This window comes from Stenotrophomonas sp., assembly GCF_059505245.1.
Map to the genome: position 1 here is coordinate 123,448 of NZ_JCACKF010000012.1, position 18,810 is coordinate 142,257.

Here is an 18,810-nt window from a genome sequence, read left to right on the forward strand (position 1 = left end):
ATGCCGGCCAGCGGCCGGCACTACCGGATGGTGATTCACCTGCCACCCGGGGCACGATGCCGGCCAGCGGCCGGCACCACCCGGCGCGGGGTTCACCTCCCACCCACGGTGCTCTGGGATGATGCGGGCATGGTTCGGCCCGACCTTCCCACGGATCCGTCTTCGCCGTTGCGCCGCCGGTTGCTGCGCGCGGCAGTGCTGGCGCCGTTGGCCGCTACGCTCGCCACCCTGCCCGGCTGTTCGCTGCCGGTGCAGGTGGATGGCACCTTCCTGCAGCCCTGGCGCAGCCATCTGCAGTGGGGCCCGGCCGACTGGCAACGTTCGTTGAAGCTTGCCCACGCGCTGGGCTGCCGGCAGCTGGTGCTGCAGTGGACCGGCATCGTCGGTGGCAGCGATGGCGACTGGTCGCTGCCGGACAGCAACCTGCAGCAGCTGTTCACCGCCGCCAGCGAGAACGACATCCGCATCCGCGTTGGCCTGCCCTTCCAGCAACGCTGGTGGCAGGCCATCGGCGCCGACGACGCCACGCTGCAGGCGTTCCTGGCCGACAGCCTGGCGCACGCGCGCAGCTGGTTGGCACAGGCGCCGTGGGCGCAGCAGCCCGCCTTCGGCGGCTGGTACCTGCCCTACGAACTGGAGCAGTTCCACTGGGCCGATCCGGCCCGCCAGCAATGGCTGGCGCAGTGGCTGCACGGGCTGGCGCAGGCCGCCAGCGCGCGCGGCGGTGACTGTGCGATCTCCTGCTACTTCAGCCGCCTGCAGACCGACGGCGACCTGGTCGCGCTGTGGCAGGCGGTGCTGGCACGGGCCGCGCTGCGGCCGATGGTGCAGGACGGCGTGGGGGTGGCCGGCGCCGGCAACGTGCAGCAGCTGCAACCGCTGCTCGGCCATTTCCGGGCACAGGGCATCGGGTTCGATGCGATCGTCGAACTGTTCCGCGAACTGCCCGGCAGCCCCGCCGACGGCAGCGCGTTCAAGGGCGAAACCGCAGATGCCGCGCGCATCCAGCGGCAGCTGGCGTGGGCGCACGACAGCGGTGCGCAGCACGTGCTGGTCTATGCACTGGAGCCGTGGCTGACCCAGGACACGCCGCAGGCCGCGGCGCTGCGACGACGTTGGGGCCTGCCTCAGTAGGAGAGGATGGCGGTGGCGAACAGGCCCTTGGCGCGCTGCGTATCACCGCCGCCGATCGCGAAGCGGTACTGCACGGTCAGGTCCAGGTAGGAACGCGGCGTGTTGTAGTGGTCTTCGCGGAACCAGTAGCGCACGCCCACGCCCGGCCCTGCGCCGAGTGACCAGCTGCGCTGCGTATCGTTGAGTGCGAACGACTGCGCCGGGAACAGCGGGTAGCGGATGTCGCGCACGCGCGAGCGCTGGTCCAGCCAGTCCGCCCCCACCACCACATACGGCGTGACCACCCAGTGGGTCTGCCCGGCACCAAAGCGGAAGCTGCGGCCGGCACGCAGTTCACCGGCAGCGAACCACTGTTCGCGATGCAGGCGCCCGTTGGCATCGCCCACCCGGCGCACCGGCGTGCCATTGGCATCGAGTGCGTCGAGGGTGAAATGCGCGCTGTTGTCATCCCACGTGTAACCGCCCTGCGCGTAGCCACTGACCATCCACCACTGATTCACGTCGGTGCGCAGGTCGGTGCCGTGGTAATAGCCGTAGGTCAGGTAGGACATCCAGCCACCGGAACCGCTGGCCAGGCGGTAGCGGGCCAGTGTGCTGGCTTCCAGTGGCGGGTTGCGGGCCAGCTGCAGGCTGCATTGCACGGCCGCCGAAGCGGGGTAGACATCGCCCGTGCGGGTGGCGCTGCCGAGGAACTGGCGACGCTCGATGCCGGCGCTCAGGCCGGTCTGGCCGAAGGCGTAGCGCAGGCCGAACGAGGCGATGGTGGACGGCCAGCCGGTGGTGGAACGCGAGCGGCTGAGCCGTTCGGCGCGTGCGCGTGCATCGGGCGTCGATTCGCCGGTGCACGGGTCCACGGCGCGGAGCGACTCGTAGGTGCCACCCTGGTCGTACAGGGTGTTGAGCAGCCGCGCGTAAAGCTCCAGCGCGCCGTGCTGGTCATTGAAAGCCGGCGGGCGCCAGAACGCTTCAAGCGTGCTGAACACCGAATCACCCGGCGTACTGATCGCCGCGCCGCCGACATTGGTCGCCGCCTGGCGCGCGCCACGGAAGCCGGCCGAGGCGATCACGCCCCACTCGCGCGAATAGTTGGCGATGGCATTGCGCACGTTGTAGCGCTGGTGCGCATCCAGTGGCAGCTCGCCGGCATCGGCACGATCAATGGCCGTCCGCAGCAGGGTCACCGCCTGCGGGTGATCGCCGTTGGCCGCGCTGGCGTAGGCCTGGTCAAGCACCACGCCCTTTGGTGCCCTGCCGGTCGCCTCGGCGGCACGGAAGTCGGCCAGTGCGCGCGCCGGCTCGTGCGCCTTCTGGTTGAGGTAGCCGCGCTGCATCAGCGCCTCCGCATCGTCAGGGCGCTGTGCCAGCGCCGCATCCAGACGCTGCCGTGCTTCGTCCTGCTGGCTGCGGTTGCCTGCCGCCAGCGTGGTGGTCAGCAGCCCCTGCAGGCTCGCGTCCTCCGGTGCGAGCTGCACGGCCTGCCGCGCCTCGCCGATGGCCTCGGCGTAGTCCTGCCGCGCGTAGGCCGCGTAGGCACGCTGCGCGGCGCCACCGTCGCCCTGCAGGTCGGCCGGCATCAACTCGCAACGGTTGCCGCTGTCGCCAGACTGGCAGTGCTGGAACGGCGCCGGATAGGTCTGCGCGCTCATGCGCGGACGCTCGCGACTGGAACGGACCGCCTTGGCGCGCTGCTCGATGCCCTGCTGCAGCAGCTGCTGCGCGCGTGCATCGCTGGCATCTGCTGGCAATGCCGCGCGCAGCGGCGCCAGCAGTGCAGCCGCACGTGCGCGATCCCCAGCGGCCAGGGCCGCATCCACCGCCAGCAGGCGCACGTTGCGCTGCTGCGTCGTTGAGCCCGGCATGGCGAGCGCGGCGTCGAAGTCCTCGTTGGCGAGCAGGCTGTTGCCCTGGCGCTGGCGCAGGTAGCCGCGCATCACCCGCGCATTGAGATCCTGGCCGTCGGCCTGCAACGCCTGGTCGGCACTGCGCTCGGCGTCGGCCAGCTGCCCCTGCTGCAGCTGCGCGGTAATCAGCAGCAACCGGTACGTCGCCACCTCCGGTGCCAGCTCGACAGCGGCACGTGCCTGCGCAACGGCCGCGGCATCATCCTGCGTGGACAGCGACCGGTACGCCTGCTGGGCCTGCAGCAGCGCGCGCTGTCGATCCAGCGCCACGCGCCGTGCGCGCAATGCCTCGACATTCGGCGCGCCCAGCTGCAGCGCGGTGGCAATGGCGGCGTCGGCCTGTTCGGGCTGCTGCTGTGCTTCCAGCGCGGCCACCCACAGCATCGCCCAGGCGCCCTGCGTTGGCTGCTGCCGGAAGGCCTGCTCGGCCTTGCTGGCTGCCTCTCCCATCCGCCCGGCGTCATAAGCGGCGTAGGCCTCGGTGGCCAGCGCGTAGGCCTGCTGCCTGGCGCGGTCTGCGCCGCTGCCAGCCACGCGCGGTGGGGAGGGTGCGCGCCCGCTCCTGGCATCCGGAGGCGTGCTGCGCGCAGCGGTGGCAGCGGCCAGCGCCGGCAACGCCGGATCCTTCAATCCCGCATCCAGTGCACGACGTGCCTGCTGCTCGGCCTCGGCACCCCGCCCCAGTTTCTGCAGCGCATAGATCTGCAACAGGCGCAGCCGCACCACGTCCGGGCGCAGCCGGATCGCTTCGGTGGACTGCCGGTAAGCCGCCGGGTAGTCACCGCGCTCATAGGCGGCAAACGCCTGCTCGGCGACGCGGTAGGCCGCACCGGACAACGGCAGTGCTGCATCGGCCTGGGCCAGCACCGGCGCGGCCGCCGTGGCCAGTGCCACGGCAATGACGGAGGACAGCAGCGTGGTCTTCATGCTGGCAAGGCTCCGGGAGGCGGCGACTGCAGCGCCGCCGCACGCCGGCGCTGTTCCTGCATGGCCTGGGCCACGGCGTCTTCGGTGGTGATGCCCTGCTTGACCAGGTAATCGCCGATGCGGCCGTCGCGCTGCGGCTTGTACGCGTCCAATGCGATCTCGAAGCGCGCGTGGTCGATCAGGCGCATCTCCACCAGCAGGTCGCCCAGCAGGGGCACGTTGTCCAGCTGCCAGTGCCGGTCGCCGCCGATCAGGCGCAGGCCTGCGTTGATTTCGCTTTCGCGGGCAATGCTCTGTTCGATGTGCTCGCTGCGGGTTTCCTGCTTCAGCAGTGCCAACGCTTCTTCGGGCAATGGGCTGGCCACGGCCAGCCGCAGGGTGCCCTGCTGGCGCGGTGGCAGCGGCAACATGCGCCATTGCACGCAGGCATCGGCACTGACCGGGAAGTGGCAGGCGCGCAGGTAGTCCACGTCAATCACCGCACGAGGCAGGTCGCCCTGGAAGGCGATCGCCTCGGCCAGCGTTTCATCATCCAGCCACCCCTGGGTGAGCAGGATGCGGCCCAGCGGCTGCTGCCGGCCGTCCTGCTGCTGCTCCAGTGCCTGCTGCAGGCGCTCCGGCTCCACCGCCTGCCAGGTGGTCAACAGTTCGCCGAGCTGCTTGCGCGTCTGCACCAGCTGCGCCGCGTCCGGGAAGTCGTGCATGGTCTTGTCCCAGACCATGCGCTTGCCGAACAGCAGGTAGGCCAGGAACACCTTCCACGCGCGGGCGGTGGCCATGAAGTTGATCATGTTGCCGACCACCATCCGTGGGATCGACATCAAGGCATGCTCCCAGCCGTACAGCCGGTTGACGAAATAGAAGCGCTGCACGACGCGGGTGGCCAGCGCTGCGGTGGTCAGCAGCGCCACCGTCATCTGCCAGGTGCCGGCCTGGAACACGCTGGGAAACTGCATCGTCCACACCCCGGACATCTTCAGCAGCCAGAACAGCAGCAGCTGCAGGAAGATGAGGTAGGCAATGATGCTGACGAACGAGGTGATGATGCCCTTGCGGTCGCGCGCCAGCAGGTACTTGGTGGCCAGCGAGCCGCGCCAGCCCAGCGACTCCCAGCTCTGCAGGCCGATGCCCAGCACCCAGCGCGCCTTCTGCCGGTACGAGGCACGGAAGTTGTCGGGGAAGTACTCGCGCACGCACAGCGCCATCTGCTGGGTGCGCTCGCGCACCGGCCCCCAGCCGAACCAGGACGGGCGACGCACGCGGAACTGCACCGGGAAGCGGGCGAAGATCGACTGCATGCCCATCGCCGCCAGCCGCGCACCGACGTCATAATCCTCGGTGAGGCTGTCGGTGTTGAAGGGCTGGTTGTCGGTCTGCGCGCTCAGCGCCAGCAGCGCGCGCCGCGAGAAGCAGGTACCGACGCCCGCCGATGGCACCATGCCGGAAACACTTTCACGCACGACCAAATCCTTGGCGTGCCATTCGGCGAATTCGTCCATGTAGACACCGGCAACCAGCTCATACCACTCGCGGTCCAGCGAGGTGACCGGCAGCTGGATCATGTCCTTGCGCGGCAGCAGGTAGTTGTAGAAGCGCAGTTCCATCGGATGCAGCACGTCCTCGCTATCGTGCAGGATCACCCCGGCGAACTCGATGTCGTGGCGCTTCTCGTAGTCGAAGATCGCCAGGATCAGCCAGTTCAGGCAGTCGGCCTTGCTGGTCGGCCCGTCGTGCGGCACTTCCACGCGGCGCAGGCGCTTGTAGCGGCGGCGCATGCGCTCGACCTCATCGATGGTCTGCTGGTCGTTGGGATAGGTGCCGACGAACACGACGTACTCGCGGTAATCGAGCACGTTGATCATGTTCTCCACCATCTGCGCGATGACGTCGTACTCCATCCACGCCGGCACCATGATCGCCAGCGGCTGCTGCGGGCGCTGCAGCAGGTCGTCCTGGGTCAGCGGCCGGTAGGCATCGCGGCGCTTGATCGTGAGCGCGCGCCAGCTCTCGCGTACCCAGTACCAGACATCGATGAACAGGTCATCGAGGCTGGAGATCAGGATCAGCACGGCCACCGCCGCCGCCGTGGTTTCCAGGGCGGCGTAGTAGTTGGCCAGCTGGATGTTCCAGAACAGACCGTCCACGGTGGATCAGTGCCCTGTGTTGGCGGACTTGCGGCGACGCACCTGGGTGACGCGGGCGGCCAGCAGCGCGAACACGATCACGCCGACCAGCAGCAGCAGCCAGACCATGTGCCGTTCCCACTTCGATTGCGGGTTGCCGTCCTGCGCGATACGCGTGCCGTAGGGATCCTGGCGGTCGAATTCGCGCACGGCATCACTGCCGTCGAGCACGGCGAGATCGCCCCGCAGCAAACGGAATGGGGCGCCGAACGGCGGTGACTGCGCACCGAGGTCGCTGTAAACAACGCCCAGCTGGCCACCGGACGACCCCACCTGCACCACCGCGGCACGATCCAGCCCGCTCACATCCAACAGCGGTTGCGGCTTGCCGCCGATCAGCAGGTGGCCATCCTTCAGGCCGGCCATATCGACACCGGATGGCGCCACGCCGAACGCCAGCCACGGCGCGCCCGGGCTGACCACGGCACCGGCTTCGACCACCTTCAGTTCCGATGCCTCCGGCGATGCGCCCACTGCGCTGGTCACCGCGATGACCTTGCCCAGCGAGGCCGGCGCATCCTGCAGCCAGGTGCCGGGCACGAACACCTGGTTGCCGCGCGACAGCTGGCTGCTGGCACCCACGAAGTCACTGCCCAGCGAACGCTTGGCCAGGGTCAGGTGGCTGCTGGGCAGGATCGAGACCGGATAGCCCGTGGCCGGATCGTGGCAGTAGGGACGCGCCGGCTGGCGCAGGAAGCTGACACGGATCTCGTTGCGTGCCGACAGCGCGTAGGCCGGCACCTTGGCCACCAGCCGTTGCGGCTGGCCGTTGGCCGACAGCAGCTTGCCACCCAGCAGGTAATCGTTGAGGTAGATCGTGGCGACCGCGCCCTGCCCGGCCGCGTTGGGGGCCGCCGAGACATCGATCACCACCTGCTCGGGCAGGCGGCCATCGGCCGACAGTGCGCCGAGGTCGAAGCTGGCGCTGCGGTCGGCGCGGGTCACCACATCCATGGTGCCGGCGATGTTGCCGAGCCGGCTCAGCAGTACCTGGTCACCATCCAGTCTGGGCGTGCCCGCTGCGCTGACCTGCAGGCTGCGGCCCAGTGCATAGCTGCGCCACTGCTCGGCGAGCAGCCCGGCGACCTTGCCCGCCGCCGCCGGGTCGACCACCAGCGTCGGACGCCCGGCCACGGCCACCACGCTGACCGACGCGTTGGCGGCGGGCTTTTCCAGGCCGCCCATGTCGGTACCGCGCCACGCGGCGAACGCGGTGCCCGCATCGGCCCCCGCCGCACCGACCTGTACGGCCAGCGCATCCAGCGCCGCACGCACGCCGGCGCGCAGTGCATCGCTGCCGATCATCACATCGGCGGCCAACGGCCCGCTGTCCCGCAATGACAGCAGCGCGCCGACTTCGGCCAGATCCCTGATCGCATGCGCGCGCTCACCCGTGGCCAGCGCGGCGTAGGCCGGCACGCCCTGCAGGCTGGCCGGGATGCTGATACCGGCGAGGTCAACGCTGTCACCGACCTTGGGCAGGGCCACCACCTGCACCTGTTTGCCCCCGGCCTGCAACGCGGTACCGATGCGCCAAGCCGCATCGTAGGCCGGTGCCTGCAGCGCCTTGCCATCCACCAGCAGGCGCACCCGCGGTGGCAGCGCCCCCCACGCCTTGGCAACGGTATCCACGGCGCGGCCGTCGAAGCGGTAGCTGAAACGCGAGTCCGGCGACAGCCGCAGCACATTGGCCGGCGCGCTCTGGTCGGCGCACTGGTAATCGGACACGATCGACCACCAGCCGACGCCGACCCGTACGAAGCCGCTCTGGCGGGGTTCGCCATCGATGGCCAGCAGCTGGCTGGCATCGCCCTGGGCATCGGTGATCGAACGCGCCGCGATCGGGTCGCCATCGACCGACCACAGGCCCGAGGTGCGCCCGGCGTGGCCGCGCACATAGCGCCCATCCAGCTGCAGCTGCGCGTCGCGGGTGGCCACACCGGCCGGCACCGGCAGGTAGACCTCGCGCTGGCTCTCCTGCCCGCTCAGCACCAGTGGCTGGCGGAAACCGAGTTCGCGCAGGGTCATCTGCCGGTTCACCGTGCTGTCGCTGCTCCATTCGGTGAACTGGCCGGCGACGCTGTCGGCGGCATGGGCACTGCCAACCACGCCCGACAGGACGAACGCAGCGGCGGATGCAAACAGGGAAGAGCGGCCGGTCTGGGTCATGGCGTCACTTCGCGTGGATGGGGTGGACGGCGCCGCTGCTGCGGACGCCGGGCGAGAATTCGGGAAGGGGCGCACCGCGCAGGGCGGCGACGATGCGGGCGCTGGCGCGGCCATCCCCGTAGGGGCTGGCATCGGGGTCGAAGCGGGCCGGCTGCGGGGGGCGTGCCAACACCGCGTTGACCGCATCGACGATGCGCGAGGGCGTGGTGCCGACCAGCGTGACCACACCGGCTTCGACCGCCTCCGGCCGTTCGGTGACATCGCGCATCACCAGCACCGGTTTGGCCAGCGCCGGGGCTTCTTCCTGCACGCCACCGGAGTCGGTGAGGATGACGTCGGCGCGCTGCATCAGGCGCACGAAGCGCAGGTAATCCTGCGGTGGCACCAGGTGCACGTTGTCGAGGTTGCCGAGGTGGGCATTGACCGGGCCCTGCACGTTCGGGTTGAGGTGCACCGGGTACAGCACCTGCAGGTCCGGCCGCCGTGCCAGCTCGGCCAGCGCACGGCAGATGTCCTCGAAGCCCTGGCCGAAACTCTCGCGGCGATGGCCGGTGACCAGCAGCAGCCGGCGGCCGGGGTCGAGCATATGGAAGGGTTCGTCGGCCTGCGCACGCAGTGCCGGATCGGCATCCAGCCGCTGCACGGTCTGCTGCAGGGCATCGATGACGGTGTTGCCGGTGACCAGGATCTGCCCGCCCAGGTGCTCACGGGCCAGGTTGGCGCGCGAGCCGGGAGTGGGTGCATACAACTGATGGCCGACCACATCGATCACCCGCCGGTTCATCTCCTCCGGCCACGGCCGGTGGATGTCGCCGGTGCGCAGGCCGGCCTCGACATGGCCGATCGGGATGCGGTGATGGAACGCGGCCAGGGCCGCGGTCATCGCCGTGGTGGTATCGCCATGCACCAGCACGTAGTCGGGCCGGACCTGCGTGTAGAGCGCGTCAAGCCGTTCGAACAGCCTGGAACACAGGCCATTGAGGGTCTGGTTGGGCACCATGACATCGAGGTCATGGTCGGCGGTGATCTCGAACAGCGCCATCACCTGGTCGAGCATCGCCCGGTGCTGCCCGGTGATGCAGACCACCGATTCGATATCCGCAGCGTGTGCCAGGGCGCGCACCAGCGGCCCCATCTTGATGGCTTCCGGTCGCGTGCCGAACACCGACAGGACCTTCACCGGAGCGCTCCCGAAAGCCGGCGCGGAAGGGGGCAAGCAGCAGTAGCCACGTCTGGATCCTTTCGGCGTTGCCGTCCAGCACCCGCAGGCAGGAGACGGTCACCTCATGAGGAAACTCCAAATTCGCGACATACATCACACTAAGGCGTCTGTATGCGCGTCGTGGCATCGATCTTCATCGTTGCAGGATCAAGACGCAGTCAACGCCGCCCGTGAGCCGGGCGACGTTGCGGCGGAACGCAGCAGGGGCAGCCGCCGGGGCGGCCTTACTCGTACTGGATGGTGAACGTGGCCTGGCCGTTTGCGACACCCGCGCCCACCGTACCGGCCTGGGTCTGCACGTAGCGCGCGCGCAGCGGCAGCGCCATGACGCTGGTACCCGGCGCGGTGGTGCCAACGTTGATGGTCTGGCCGAAGCGCACTTCACGCTCGGTGCTGCCATCGCGCTGGACCATCTGGATGCCGATGCGGGTGGCACTGTTGCTGGCCGCGCTCAGCTTCAGCACGCCCGGCATGTTCGAGCTGTCCTGGTCGGCATCGAGGCGGATGCCGATCTTGCTCTGGTAGGCGGCAACGTTGCTGCCCTGGCAGTTCAGGCGGATCTCGAAGTCGCGATCAACGGCCTTGGAGCCGACACCAGTGAAGGTGGTGTTGGGCACGCTGCCGAAATCGACGGCAATGTTGCGGCTGCCGGCCTGCACTTCACAGGTCGGACTGACCACGGTGGTGCCCGAGCCCTTGAACGTCGAGGTCAGTACCGGGCGCCCGGGGCCATCGCCGTCGAAGTAGTAGTTGGTGAAGCGGCCGTTCGGCGCGATCACGCCCGAACCGGTCTGCGCAGCGGTCTTGATCAGCTGGATGCGGAACTGGCCACCGATGAGGCTGACCACGGAACCGCCACCGAAGTTGATCGAGTGCGGGTAGTAGGTCTGGATCGCACCCGAATCGCGGTACAGGCGGATGCCGACGCCTGCCACATCGGTTTCATAGACGTTCGAGAAGCCGGCCACGGGGCGCTTCTGCGCTGCGTTGACGTACTCACCGATCGAACGACCGCCAGTCCAGGAATCGCAGCGGGCAACGCTGTTCTGCTGGGTGATCGGTTCACTGATTTCCTTGATCACGCCGCCGACCGGGGTGCTGGGCAGGATCACGATCTGGCCCATGTCCATGGTCACGTCCTGGGCGATGAACCAGCTGTTCTGGATGCGGCAGGCGGCGCTGGCCTGCTGCGCCAGCAGCACGCCGCCCAGTACGGCCAGCGCGGCCAGCGCCTGGCGGCCACGGGAAGAAATCATCGGCATGCTGCCTCCAGCGGGATGAAGCCGGTCTTGGACGCATCGGCGCCCGCCGGTACCTGGTAATCAATGGTGCAGCGCTGGTCGGCACCGGCGCCCCACTCGACCTGCAACTGGCCCTGGTTCTTCTCGCTGCGCACGTACAGGCGGCCGCCCTGGCTGACCATGCCGACCGGCTGGCCCTGTTCGTCCTTGACCTGCGCACCGAACGGCATGCTGCGGCCATCGGCGTTGCGCACCTGGATCAGCAGCGCGTTGCCCTTGCGGGTGTCGAAGCGCAGGTAGCTGATGGCACCGGCGAACGGCGCGATGGACTGGCTGGTGCTTTCCAGTTCGACGTCGTGGGCCATGCCCTGCGGATCGAGGGTGACGGTGTTGAGGCGGTACGGCGACACGTACGGCACCACGGCGTAGCCGCGGCCATCGACGCGCAGGCCCGGCGCGTTGCTGACGATCGCATCGCGCGCGCCCGGCGCTTCGACCAGCACCATGGTGTCGCCGCGCTGCGGGGTGAAGGTGAAGCCGCCCGGATGCACGACCACGCTGCCGTTGGCACCGACCGACGCCTGGCGGAAATCACGCGAGTGGCTGTAGGTGGCGTTCAACGCCGAGTAGCGGCTGCGGTACTCGGCATTGCCGACCGCAGTGGTGCCACCCTCGCGGGAATCGGACAGGGCCACGCCGTAGCTGAAGTTGTTGTCGACGCCGGCCGAACCGGTGATGCCGACGCGGCTGTTGTCGTAGCCACCGCGGTCGCGCGCGCCAAGGTCGGCGCTGAACGACACCGGGTGGGTGCCCCGGCCCAGCGGCACGCTCATCGACAGCAGGTACTGGGTATCGGAACGGCCGAGCACGCCTTCTTCGGTGCGCAGCGCCGAGAAGCCGTAGTTCACCGAGCGCCAGGCGTTGTTGTAGCCCACCTGGTACTGCTTGGAGGTGCCGGAACGGTCGTAGAAGTCACGCACCGAGCCGGTCACGTACAGCGCACCGCCACGTCGGCCCAGCGGCTGGTTCAGCGTTACCTGGAACTGGCTGCGCTGACGGCCACGGGTGGTCGGATCGATGCCGCGCTTGTCCGAATCACGGCCATACAGCGCGTCCTGCAGGCTGTAGAAGCCTTCAGTGGAGTAGCGGTAGGCGGCCAGGGTCAGGTTGGTCCCGGTCTCGCCGATCATGTTGCTGTAGCTCAGCCGCACACTGGCGCCGGTATGGCTGCCGTAGTGGTCGAACGAGGTCCGTGCATGGGTGACGTCGGCAGCGAAGGCACCGACGCGCGTGGACAGGCCAACACCGTACAGCAGCGACAGGTAGCCTTCGCTCAGCGCGCTGCCGCCGTACAGGGTCAACTGGTTGCCGATGCCACGCTGGTAGGTACCCTGCACCAGCCACGGCTCATCGGCCAGCAGCTTGTTGCGCACCTGGCCGGCGGTCAGCGAGTAGCGCGACACGCCTTCGCGCAGCATCTGCGGCACAGAACCGAACGGCACCTTGAATTCGCGGCGGCGGCCGTCGGCCTCGATCACGCTCACTTCCAGGTCGCCGCCGTAGCCGGTCGGGTACAGGTCGTCGATGACGAAGCTGCCCGGCGATACGGTGGAGGAGTAGATCAGCTGCTGGTTCTGGCGCACTTCGATGCGCGCGTTGGTTTCGGCAATGCCGCGCACGACCGGCGCGTAACCGCGCAGCGAATCGGGCAGCATGCGGTCGTCGCTGGCCAGGCTGGCACCCCGGTAGCCGATCGAATCGAACAGCTCGCCCGTGGTGTAGGCCTCACCAATGGTGAGCATGCCGCGCACCTGCGGGATGCCGCGCTGCGCATAGGTGGCAATGCTCTGCCAGTGGCGGCCGTTGCCTTCGGACCAGGTCAGGTTGGAATCGTGGCGGAACTGCCAGCCTCCCAGGTTCAGGCCGGCGTTGAGGCCGAGGTAGGCGCTGCGATTGCGCTGCCCCCCTTCAACACGGCTGTCGCTGTCGATGGCGTTGAAGCTGTAGCCGACGAAGCCAGCGTTGATGCCGCGGTCCCACAGCGACGGATTGACGTAGCCGCGCGCCTCGCGGCGCAGGAACACCTGCGGGATGCTGAGGTCGTAGCGCAGGTTGCCGCTGTCATAGATGCCATAGGCATTGGCCATGCGCCGCTGTACCGGCACGCAGCTGGTCGTGTCGGTCGGCAGCGTCGGGTCCTGCTGCAGCAGCACGGCCTCGCTGTCCACACCCATTTCTTCCAGCATCGGCAGCGGCAGGCAGGCGTCGACGCGGCCCTGCTCATCGGCCTTGAACTGCAGATCGCGACGGCCCTGCCAGCCACCGTTGACGTAGACGTCGACACGGTAGGTGCCAGCCACCATCGGGTTGCCATTGGTGAAGGAGGCCAGGTCGACCTGCTTGGCCTGGCCGGAGAGGAAGCTGGAGTTGAACTGGGCCGACTCGGGTGCACGCGCATTGGCCGCACCGCTCTGCGCCATCAGCGCCTGTTCGCCGAGATTGGCCGGCGCAGCCAGCGCCCATCCTGGGCAGGCCACGCCAGCAACCAGCAGGCAGATCGCCTGGTGGATCGACAATGTCAATCTGTTTCCGATCACACTGACATTCCTTCAATTCGCCGCGCGGCGGCGGTGGCGGGATGCGCAGGCCCATGGCCGGCGCGGCGCGTTCAGCCCCCGGTACTGCCGAGGCGGACCGTGTGCTCCACCCGACCGCCGTAATCGTTGATGGTGATGAAGCGCACCTGGTCGGAGCCCGCCGGTGCGGTGAACTCCAGGCTCTGCTTCGGCCCGACCATGGCGCCCTTGTCCTCGACGGTCTTCTCGCTGCTGCCGGTCACGGCATGCACTTCGGCCAGCGTGACGTGGAAGGGGCTGGGGTTTTCCACCCGCAGGCGATCGCCCGTGCGGGTCCAGCGCAACGCTGCCGGCGCGTCGTTGGCGACGCCCTTCAGGCCCTGCGGCCGGTAGAACAGTTTCAGGCGCGAACGGAACGCGACCTGCAGGTAATTCTGGTCGCCGCTGTCGGCGTTGTCGGGCGACGGCGGCACATCCAGCACGTTGAGCCAGAACACCGACTCACGGTCGGTCGGCAGCTGCGCACCGGAGAAGATCACGCGCAGCGCCTGGCTGCGGCCCGGCTCGACACGCGCGATCGGCGGCGTCAGTACAAACGGGGCGTCGCTGTTGTCGGCGGTCTGGTTGGCGTCGCCGCTGTCGATCCAGGCCTGGACCAGCGCCGGCGAATCGCCCACGTTGTCGACCTGCACGGTCACTTCGCGCGCCTGCGCCGGATAGATCACTCGCGTGCCGTTGACCACCACGCCGGCCAGAGCGTTCTGGCAGAAGGGCAGCGTGAACGCTGCCAGCAGCAGCGCCCGGGGAAAGATTGCTTTCATCGGAAGTACTACGCTCGAGGGGTGTGGCCAGGGGCCGCGAAGCACTGGCCGGCGCGTACGCCGGCCAATGCGGGTACGACGACGATCAGTTGTAGATGATCGTGTACTTGACGCTGCTGGTGACGTCGCCCGGGGTGGCGGCGGCAGTGGCGTAGTACTCAGCGTAGTAGTTCAGATCGGCCGAGCCGTCGGTGCCGACGGTGACCCACTGCGAGTTGGTCTGCGCCAGGCCAGCGCCGGCAGCCTTGATCGGCAGGAACTGGTTGTTCGAGCCCAGCAGCTGCAGCTGCACGTTGGTGGCAGCGTTGGCCGAGGCCTGGTTGACCAGGCGGCCGCTGTTGAAGTCGACGGTCGAACCCGGCTCGAAGTAGGTGGCGACGTTGCCGGCGCTGCACTTGGTCAGGTTGATGGCGAACGGGGTACGGCCCGCAACGGCACCGGCGGTGGCCAGGGTGTTCTTGGACACGGTCGGCAGGGTCACGGCGAAGTCCTTGCCGCCCGGGGTCGAGATGGTGCAGGTCTTGTCGGTCACCTTGCCATTGAAGGTGATGGTGCCGTCGGCGGCGTTGGCGGCCAGCGGAGCGGCGGCCAGCATCAGAGCGGCAATGAGGTTCATCTTGTGCATTCGCTTTTACCTAACCCTACTGAAGAGATGAGAAGTAGAGGAGGAAGCAAGGAGCACTGCCGGGCTAACAAGACCCATCCTTGCGTCTCACCTGTGGCCGGACTCGGACATACCTCTCCCTGAATCCGTGACGCAAGTATAGGCACAACTGTGATGAAAGTCTCATTATTTTTCTGAACGCCAATTCATTGACGCCTTAAATGTGACGTGTTAGGCGAATCACAGCCTCGGGGTGCGGGGGATTTGACGCGGGGCCCGGTCACGCTACAAACGACTGGGGATGTCGCATTGCGCGACGCGTTCGGCACGCGCGGAAACAGGCATTTTTCAGGGGGAATTTGGCTTCTTTGATGCGCATCACTCTTTCTTGGTGATGGCCCTAGCAGATTCGGAATCGTCCTATTAAAGGTTGATCGATCCTGTCGCTAACTAGGACACACCGAACCAGAGAACGTGTCATGAGGAACTCCATTCTGCTGTGCGTGGCCCTGATGTCCGTCAGTGCGCTGGCCCAGGCCAGCAGCGGCAGCATCCGTTTCAGCGGCCGTATCGCCGAGCCGGGCTGCACGACGAACCTGTCCCAGGGTGAGCTGAGCCTGGCGGCCTGCCCACCGTCGGCCAAGGGCTCGACGGTGGCCGTGACGGCACTGGCCGATGGCCAGGCGGCGACGCTGCGTGACGGCAAGCGCCAGGGCCAGAAGCTGTCGGTGTCGGCCAGCGCGATGCGCGCCGGCGATATCGCCTTCTCCGAGCGCTACAGCGTGCAGGCTTCGAAGCAGCAGCCGCTGCAGGGCGCCTATCTGGTGGTCGTCGACTACCTGTAAGCCCTGCAGGCCGGTATTACTCCGGCTGCGGCAATTCGAACACCTGGCGCAGGTAGGCCAGGTAACCCGGGTCGTCGCACATGCTCTTGCCCGGCGAATCGCTGAGCTTGGCCACCGGCTGGCCGTTGCAGCGGACCATCTTGATGACGATGTTGAGCGGCGTCGGGCCCAGGTCATTGGTCAGGTGGGTGCCAACGCCGAACGCGACCTGGCAGCGACCGCGGAAGTAGTCGTACAGCCGCATCACCTTGGCGATGTCGAGCCCATCGCTGAACACCAGCACCTTGCTGCGCGGATCGACCCGGCGCTGCTGGAAATGCGCCAGCATGCGGTCGCCCCAGTCGAACGGATCGCCGGAGTCATGGCGCACACCGTCGAACAGCTTGCAGAAATACATGTCGAAGTCGCGCAGGAACGCGTCCAGGCCGACCACGTCGGACAGCGCGATGCCAAGATCGCCGCGGTACTCGCGCGCCCACGATTCCAGTGCTGCCACCTGCGAATCACGCAGGCGCGGGCCGAGCGCCTGGAACGCCTGCAGGTACTCGTGGGCCATGGTGCCGTGCGGGGTCATGCCATACAGGCGCGCGAAGTGGACGTTGCTGGTACCGACCAGCTGCGGGCCGAGCGCGTCGCGCAGCAGCGGCAGCAGGCGGGCATGCCAGTCACGCGAGTAGCGGCGGCGGCTGCCGTAGTCGGCGATGCGGCAGTGCTCGAAACCGGGGGTATCGCGCAGCAGCGCGGCCTTGGCCTGCAGGCGGCGCTCGCCTTCGGCGAAGTCGGCCGTGGTGGTGTTGCGGAACCAGACTTCGTTGATGATCGCCAGCAGCGGCACTTCGAACAGGATCGTGTGCAGCCACGGGCCGGTGATGTCCAGCTCGATCTCGCCGGGCACGGCCGTCGACGCACGCAGCTGGATGTACTTGCGGTCCAGATGGAACAGGCCGAGGAAATCGGCGAAGTCCGGCTTCACGAAGCGCAGGCCACGCATGTAGTCCAGTTCCGCGTCGCTGAAACGCAGGCTGCACAGGTGGTCGATTTCCTCATCGATCTGGGCGATGTAGCTTGCCAGGTCGATGCCGGGGGTGCGGCACTTGAACCGGTACTGCACCTGGGCGCCGGGGTGCTGGTGGAGCACCGCCTGCATCATGGTGAACTTGTACAGGTCGGTGTCGAGCAGGGACTGGATGATAGGCATGGGGCGGATTATGCGCCCGGCGGAGTGAACCGTGGGCGCGGCGAGTGGAGCCACACCACGCGTGGATGCCCCTATCCATGCAGCCGAGCGTGGGCTCGGCTCTACAACGACCTGCGCAGCAGGCGCGGCACCAGCATCAGCGCATGCGCCCAGATCGCAGCCCATACCGCCGCGCGCACCGGCAGCGAACGCTGCCTGGCCTCGAACTTCTGGAAGTAGCGCCACAGCCCCCTGTGCTTGTGCCATTCCACGAAGAACGGCCGCGAGCGGCTGGAGACACCGCGCACATGGGTAACCTGCAGGTCGTTGGCGATCGCTACCACCGCGCCGGCTTCGCGCGCGCGCCGGCACAGGTCCAGGTCCTCGGCGTGCAGGCGATAGCCCGCGTCCCAGCCACCGATACGGTCGAACAGCGCGCGCGGCATCATCAGCAGTGCGCCGGATAGTGCCGGCACCCGCTGCAGTGCCTGGTGCGGCTCACGCGGAACCGCCAGCTTCGAGCCCTTGCCGGGCGAACGCAGCATCCTCAGGAAATCCGGGTCGCGGCGGCGCACCGCCTCGTCGGCATGGCCATGCTCGTCCACCTGTTCAACGCCCAGCAGGCAGTCGCCCAGCGCTTCGGCGCGGGAGCGCAGTTCGGCCAGCGTGTCCGGCTCGACCATCAGGTCCGGGTTGATGAAGGCCAGCCACGGGCTGTGCGAGTCGGCCACGCCCTGGTTGTTGGCGGCGGCGAAGCCGGGATTGTCCGGGTTGCCGACGAAGCGCACGCGTGGATCGTGGCTGGCATGCCGCTGCACGATGTCCAGGGTGCCATCCAGCGAACCATTGTCGATCACCCGGATCTCGGCCACATCCTGCGCCTGGCGCAGGCGCGAGAGGCAGGCATCGATGGTGCTCCCACTCTGGTAAGTGACGACGATGGCGGCGATGGCAACATTCAAACGGGTGGCTCCGGCACTGACGGGACGAACAGGTCGCCCTGTTCCTTCGGCATTATCGCCTGCCGCATGCGCTGCTGCAGGTCGGCGCGCAGCCCGTGCAGCGGGTCGTGCATCAGGAAATCGGCCAGCCGCGGTACCCAGGCCGGCCAGCGCGCGGCCAGGGCCTCCAGATCGCCATCGCGGCTGACCGCCTCCCCTGCCCGGCTGACGAAGGCGGTCTCGCACAGCACGTTGCGCCAGCCAAGGCCGGCCATGCGCAGGCTGAGGTCGACCAGTGCCGCGTTCCAGCCAGCGTAGCTGTCTATGTCCAGGCCGCCGGCGCGACGGCGCGCGTTGCCGCGCACCAGCACCGCGTGGGTGACCGCCGATGGCAGCTCCGGGTGCAGCGTCGGCAGCGTCGCGCAGGTGTGCGCCAGCAGGACCGGGTCCTGCGGCTCGGGATTGATCTCGCCCAGCCGTGGCCACGCGGCGGTCTCGCCGGCATTGCACCAGGGGGTTGCGGTGGCGATCGCGGCATCGCGGGCGAAGGCATCCTGCAACTGCTGCAACCAGCCGGGTGATGGCACGCTGTCCGGCGCCAGCACGGCCACGTCCAGGCCATCGCAGGCGCGCAGCATCTCGTCCAGATGGGCGACTTCGCCCAGTGGCCGCGCGCGCCGGGTGTACTCGGCCTGCAGCGGCGTATGCGCCAGCCAGTGTTCCACCACCGCCTGCGCGCGTGGCCCGGTCTGTGCGTCATCGGCCAACCAGACCGCGGTCCCTGGCGCCGTGCCGGCATCCAGCGCGGCCAGGCAGCGGTCGAGTGCGGCATCGTCCACGCACAGCGGCAACAACACGATCGCCCCCATCCCGCCTCCGTGGTTGTCGGTGGCCACAGCGTAGCACCGGGAGGGTATCGGCCGGGTTGCACCCGGCACCCGCGGAGGCTGGAGCCGAAGCCGAAGCAACAGCAGAAGCCGGCTATCCGTGGGATGGCGGGGCGGGTCCGGTTGCGGGGGACGCTGCAAGTACGTCCATGTAAGCTCGGTCGCCGCATCCATGCGGCTCA

Annotated in this window: 12 protein-coding genes and 1 pseudogene; 2 read left to right on the top strand and 11 right to left on the bottom strand. The window is 68.2% G+C overall.

Annotated elements, in window-relative coordinates; translation table 11 throughout:
- The first annotated feature begins 129 nt into the window (after positions 1-129).
- On the top strand, positions 130-1,134 hold the full coding sequence (locus AC5JLE_RS05095; RefSeq protein ID WP_230548470.1) for a DUF4434 domain-containing protein: 1,005 nt from the start codon (positions 130-132) through the stop codon (positions 1,132-1,134).
- Here AC5JLE_RS05095 and AC5JLE_RS05100 read toward each other — a convergent pair.
- The 8 genes and pseudogenes from AC5JLE_RS05100 to AC5JLE_RS05135 all read right to left on the bottom strand — a co-directional run bounded on the left by AC5JLE_RS05100 (position 1,128) and on the right by AC5JLE_RS05135 (position 14,799).
- The gene (locus tag AC5JLE_RS05100) at positions 1,128-3,962 is read right to left on the bottom strand and encodes an NfrA family protein (RefSeq protein ID WP_197561547.1); all 2,835 of its coding nucleotides are present in this window, start codon (positions 3,960-3,962) and stop codon (positions 1,128-1,130) included. The two genes, AC5JLE_RS05095 and AC5JLE_RS05100, sit on opposite strands and share 7 nt — an antisense overlap.
- Complete coding sequence (locus tag AC5JLE_RS05105; protein WP_197561546.1) at positions 3,959-6,106, bottom strand: glycosyl transferase family protein; 2,148 nt, start codon at positions 6,104-6,106, stop codon at positions 3,959-3,961. The genes AC5JLE_RS05100 and AC5JLE_RS05105 overlap by 4 nt, the downstream gene beginning before the upstream one ends.
- A 6-nt stretch (positions 6,107-6,112) precedes the next feature.
- Complete coding sequence (locus AC5JLE_RS05110) at positions 6,113-8,314, bottom strand: cellulose biosynthesis cyclic di-GMP-binding regulatory protein BcsB (protein WP_262093749.1); 2,202 nt, start codon at positions 8,312-8,314, stop codon at positions 6,113-6,115.
- A pseudogene (gene wecB, locus AC5JLE_RS05115) lies at positions 8,311-9,494 on the bottom strand (non-hydrolyzing UDP-N-acetylglucosamine 2-epimerase). The gene AC5JLE_RS05110 and the pseudogene wecB overlap by 4 nt, the downstream one beginning before the upstream one ends.
- Positions 9,495-9,760: 266 nt before the next feature.
- On the bottom strand, positions 9,761-10,798 hold the full coding sequence (locus AC5JLE_RS05120) for a fimbrial protein (protein WP_032962457.1): 1,038 nt from the start codon (positions 10,796-10,798) through the stop codon (positions 9,761-9,763).
- Positions 10,789-13,353 carry a fimbria/pilus outer membrane usher protein gene (locus AC5JLE_RS05125; protein ID WP_049408715.1) on the bottom strand — a complete coding sequence of 855 codons (2,565 nt, stop codon included), beginning with the start codon at positions 13,351-13,353 and terminating at the stop codon, positions 10,789-10,791. Before AC5JLE_RS05125 ends, AC5JLE_RS05120 begins: the two co-directional genes overlap by 10 nt.
- 92 nt (positions 13,354-13,445) lie before the next feature.
- Positions 13,446-14,174, bottom strand: coding sequence for a fimbrial biogenesis chaperone (locus tag AC5JLE_RS05130; protein WP_496065086.1), 729 nt, complete (start codon positions 14,172-14,174; stop codon positions 13,446-13,448).
- 85 nt (positions 14,175-14,259) lie between these two features.
- On the bottom strand, positions 14,260-14,799 hold the full coding sequence (locus AC5JLE_RS05135) for a fimbrial protein (protein ID WP_014645903.1): 540 nt from the start codon (positions 14,797-14,799) through the stop codon (positions 14,260-14,262).
- Positions 14,800-15,257: 458 nt separating this feature from the next.
- Here AC5JLE_RS05135 and AC5JLE_RS05140 point away from each other — a divergent pair, with 458 nt between their 5' ends.
- Positions 15,258-15,623, top strand: coding sequence for a hypothetical protein (locus tag AC5JLE_RS05140; protein ID WP_014645902.1), 366 nt, complete (start codon positions 15,258-15,260; stop codon positions 15,621-15,623).
- A gap of 16 nt (positions 15,624-15,639) precedes the next feature.
- On the opposite strand, the gene pncB is transcribed toward AC5JLE_RS05140, so the two are convergent.
- From pncB to AC5JLE_RS05155, 3 genes are all read right to left on the bottom strand, one after another.
- Positions 15,640-16,821, bottom strand: coding sequence for a nicotinate phosphoribosyltransferase (pncB, locus tag AC5JLE_RS05145; RefSeq protein WP_014645901.1), 1,182 nt, complete (start codon positions 16,819-16,821; stop codon positions 15,640-15,642).
- A gap of 101 nt (positions 16,822-16,922) precedes the next feature.
- Entirely contained in the window at positions 16,923-17,762 is an 840-nt protein-coding gene (locus AC5JLE_RS05150; RefSeq protein WP_014645900.1) for a glycosyltransferase family 2 protein, read from the bottom strand.
- Positions 17,759-18,610: a glycosyltransferase family 2 protein gene (locus tag AC5JLE_RS05155; protein WP_049408712.1), complete on the bottom strand. Its 852-nt coding sequence runs from the start codon at positions 18,608-18,610 to the stop codon at positions 17,759-17,761. The genes AC5JLE_RS05150 and AC5JLE_RS05155 overlap by 4 nt, the downstream gene beginning before the upstream one ends.
- Positions 18,611-18,810 lie beyond the last annotated feature (200 nt).